The sequence below is a fragment of the Amycolatopsis pithecellobii genome (genome assembly GCF_009707865.1).
Lineage (GTDB): Bacteria > Actinomycetota > Actinomycetes > Mycobacteriales > Pseudonocardiaceae > Amycolatopsis_E > Amycolatopsis_E pithecellobii.
This window is the reverse complement of sequence record NZ_WMBA01000128.1, coordinates 1-4,197: the sequence shown is the minus strand read 5'-3', so window position 1 is coordinate 4,197 and position 4,197 is coordinate 1. Positions and strand designations below refer to the sequence as shown.

Annotated in this window: 3 protein-coding genes; all 3 read left to right on the top strand. The window is 67.9% G+C overall.

Annotation, left to right across the window (positions count from 1 at the left end; translation table 11 throughout):
• On the top strand, window positions 1–1,920 hold a 1,920-nt coding region (locus GKO32_RS37640), incomplete at its 5' end, for a phosphoketolase family protein (RefSeq protein WP_154761683.1).
• A 9-nt stretch (window positions 1,921–1,929) separates the two neighbouring features.
• Window positions 1,930–3,024, top strand: a complete 1,095-nt coding sequence (locus GKO32_RS37635; RefSeq protein WP_154761682.1) for an acetate/propionate family kinase — start codon at window positions 1,930–1,932, stop codon at window positions 3,022–3,024.
• A 372-nt stretch (window positions 3,025–3,396) separates the two neighbouring features.
• Window positions 3,397–4,197, top strand: an 801-nt coding sequence (locus GKO32_RS37630) for a universal stress protein (protein ID WP_154761681.1), incomplete at its 3' end; no start/stop codon positions are given.

The following is a 4,197-nucleotide window of genomic DNA, read 5'->3' as shown; positions in this document are numbered from 1 at the left end:
GGGCATTCGTTGGCGCATGCGTATGGGGCGGCGTTTGATAATCCGGGTTTGATGGTGGCGTGTGTGATCGGGGATGGGGAGGCGGAGACCGGGCCGTTGGCGGCGAGTTGGCATGCCAACAAGTTCCTGGATCCGGTGCATGATGGGGCGGTGTTGCCGATTCTGCACCTGAACGGCTACAAGATCGCCAACCCGACGGTGCTGGCACGGATCCCCGAGCACGAGCTGGACGAGTTGCTGCGTGGCTATGGCTACGCGCCTCGTTATGTCACCGGTCACGACCCTGCCGTGATGCACCAGGCGATGGCGGCGGTGTTGGAGGACGTCCACGCCGAGATCCGCCGGATCCAGGACGAGGCGCGCGGCGGGGCCCAGGGCCATGTGCGGTGGCCGTTGATCGTTTTGCGGAGCCCGAAGGGCTGGACCGGACCGTCCGTTGTGGACGGTCGGCCGGTGGAGGGGACGTGGCGGGCGCATCAGGTGCCGTTGGCGCGGGTGCGGGAGGATCCGGAACATTTGAAGGCGCTGGAGGCGTGGTTGCGTTCGTATCGGCCGGAGGAGTTGTTCGATGCGAACGGTGGTCCGCGGGCCGGGGTGACCGCGGTGATTCCCCGGGGGACACGGCGGATGGGGGCCAACCCGCACGCCAACGGTGGGCTGGTGTTGCGTCCCCTGCCGTTGCCGGAGCTTGCGTCGCACACCATCGACGTGACCGCGCCGGGGGTGAGTGGTGCGGAACCGACCCGGGTCCTGGGCCGCTATCTGCGGGATCTGTTCAGCCGGGACGACGATCGCCGGGATTTCCGGTTGTTCGGGCCGGATGAGACGGCGTCGAACCGGCTGGATGCGGTGTATGAGGTGACGGGGAAGGCGTGGCAGGCGCGGGTGGAGCCGGTGGACGAACATCTGGCCACGGATGGGCGTGTGGTGGAGGTGTTGTCGGAGCATCTGTGTCAGGGGTGGCTCGAGGGGTATCTGTTGACCGGCCGGAACGGGATGTTTTCGTGTTATGAGGCGTTTGTGCATATTGTGGATTCGATGGTGAACCAGCACATCAAATGGCTGCGTACGGCCCGGACGATTCCGTGGCGGCGGCCGGTGGCGTCGCTGAATTATCTACTGACGTCGCATGTGTGGCGCCAGGATCACAATGGGTTTTCGCATCAGGACCCGGGTTTCATTGATCACGTGGCGAACAAGAGCGCCGAGGTGGTGCGGGTGTATCTGCCGCCGGACACGAATACGCTGCTCACGGTCGCCGAACATTGCCTGCGTAGCCGGGATTACGTGAATGTCATTGTGGCGGGCAAGAATGAGACACCGAACTGGCTGGATCCGCAGCAGGCGGCGTTGCATTGTGCGCGGGGCGCCGGGATCTGGGAGTGGGCGAGCACATTCCCGCAGCGGGAGCCGGATGTGGTGCTGGCCTGCGCGGGTGACGCGCCGACGATCGAGGTGTTGGCGGCGGCGTCGTTGTTACGGGAGTACTTGCCGGGGCTGGCGGTGCGGGTGGTCAACGTGGTCGATCTGATGCGCCTGCAGCCGGTGACCGAGCATCCACATGGCATGAGTGACTGGGAGTTCGACGCGGTGTTCACCACCGACCGTCCGGTGATTTTCGCCTACCACGGTTATCCATGGCTGATTCACCGGCTGGCCTACCAACGCACCAACCACGCTGAATTCCACGTCCGCGGCTACCGCGAACACGGCACCACAACCACCCCGTTCGACATGCTGGTACTCAACGACATGGACCGGTTCCAACTCGTGATCGACGTGATCGACCGCACTCCCGGCCTGTCCCGCACCGCCGGCGGTGTCCGTCAGGTCATGGCCGAAACCCGGCAACGACACCACCACTGGATCCGCGAACACGGCGAAGACCTCCCCGAAGTACGCAACTGGACCTGGGCCTGAGGAAGCAGCATGCGCATCCTGGTGCTGAACCCGGGTTCCTCCAGTATGAAGGTGTCCATTGTGGACAACGGTGCGGTGTCGCATACGGCGGTGTGGCCCGCGGCGGACGTCGGCGGCGACGAAAGTGCGGTGCGGGAAGGGATCGAGCGCTGGGGACGGCCGGACGCGATCGCGGTGCGGTTCGTGCACGGCGGTTCGCGGCCCGGCCCGGCGCTGGTCGATGACGAACTGCTGCGGTGGCTTGACCGCTTGGGTCCGCTCGCGCCGCTGCACCAGTCGCTGTCGGTCGAGGTGACCCGGCTGGTCCGCGCGTCGTTGCCGGGCCTGCCGGTGGTTGCGTGTTTCGACACCTCGTTCCACAGTGGACTTCCCGATGCGGCGGCGCGCTATGCGTTGCCACGTGCGTGGACGGCACAGAATCGGTTGCGCCGCTACGGTTTCCATGGGTTGTCCTGTCAGTACGCGGTACGCCGGTGCGCGGAGCTGCTCGCCTCGCCTCCGGTTCGGATGCTCTGCTGCCACATCGGGGCCGGTGTCTCGGTGACCGCGATCCGCCACGGCGTCAGCGTGGACACCTCCATGGGTTTCACCCCGTTGGAAGGGGCGGCGATGGCGACACGCTCCGGTTCGGTGGATCCGGGGCTGCTGCTGCACGTCCTGGCGACGGGCGACGTCGACGTGCCCGGTCTGCGCGATGCGCTGTATCACCGGTCGGGACTGGCCGGGATGACCGGCACCACCGGGGACCTGCGTGACATCCTCGCCGCGCGCGCCGCGGGAGACCAGGCGGCCGGCGCCGCGGTGGCGGTGTATCTGCACCGACTGCGGCGCGAGATCGGGGCGGTGGCGATGAGCCTGGACCGGCTCGACGCGGTCGTGTTCACCGGTGGTGTCGCCGAGCACCAGCCCGGACTGATCGCCGAACTCGTGCACGGACTTCCCTTACTGGGCCTGGAAATCGACACATCCCGCCTCGCGGGTACCGGCGACCGGCTGATCAGCCCGCCCGGCGCAGCGGTCTCGCTGTGCGCGATCGCCGCCGGGGAGGACGTGGAACTGGCCCGCGAGGCCACAGCCCTGCTGGCAGCGCCGACACACCTGTGAGCTGGTGTAAGCGCGAGTTGCGCGTTGTGGGTGCGCGAGTTGCGCGTTGTGGGTGCGCGGAAGGCTCAACTCGCCGCGGGAACGTTCGACTCGCGCATCGGGAGCGCTCAACTCGCGCATCGGGAGCGCTCAACTCGCGCATCGGGAAGGCGCGACTCGCGCGGCGGGAACGCGCAACTCGCGCGGCGGGAACGCTCAACTCGCGCATCGGGAACGCGCAACTCGCGCGGCGGGGATGGGGTCTGCTCGGGATCTCGCGGGCTCGGCGTCTGAGGGACAAAGTCCATTGACCCAGGGACGAACGCCAGCGGTCCGCGGGCCTTGTCCGTGGTTACTTTCCTGGGAGGGCAAAGAAGTGAGGAGTGAGCAGCGATGCGGAACGACACGGGGGTCCTTGTGGTGGGCGTGGACGACTCGCCGGGGATGCCGGATACCGTGCGGTGGGCGGCCGCCGATGCTGCCCGGCGGCACCGTCGACTCCGCCTGGTGCACGCGACCGATGAGCTGTCGGTGGACCATCCCGACGGTTGGTCCACCAGTGAGGACCTCCGGGCGGTGTTGCGCATGCGTGGGGAGCGGTTGCTTCACGCGGCGCGCGACGCCGCGTGGGAAGCGGCACCGGGTGTCGACGTCGAAGTCGAGTTGAGCCATGACGGACCGGCCGCGGCGTTACTGGATCCGGCGCGGTCAGCGGCACTGCTGGTGCTCGGTGCACGGGAATTGCGGCCGCTGGGCCGGATTCTCGGGGGATCGCTGTCGGTGACCCTGGCCGCGCACGCGGGGTGCCCGGTCGCGCTGGTACGACCGCATGTCGCCGAGGAGACCCCGCCGTCGGACGGGCCGGTGGTGCTGGGCGTGGACGCCTCGCCCGCGAGTGAGGAGGCGGTGGCGTTCGCGTTCGACGAGGCCTCATGGCGAAACGCGGCGCTGATCGCCGTGCACGCGTGGGATGACTCGTTTCTGGTCAAGATATTCGAGGAGACGCGCTGGACCCTCGACGAGTCGGCGATCGAGACCAGGGAAACCGAGGTGCTCGCCGAACGGCTTGCCGGCTGGCAAGAGAAATATCCCGACGTCCCGGTGCAGCGGGTGATCACCCGGGGCCGGCCGGCGACCGCATTGCTGGATCTGGCCGACCGGGCCCAGCTGCTCGTCGTGGGCAGCCGGGGGCGG

Bases quoted from the DNA above. Each gene is read 5' to 3' on its own strand.
- GKO32_RS37635 (WP_154761682.1), top strand. From the start codon at position 1,930: ATGCGCATCCTGGTGCTGAACCCGGGTTCCTCCAGTATGAAGGTGTCC.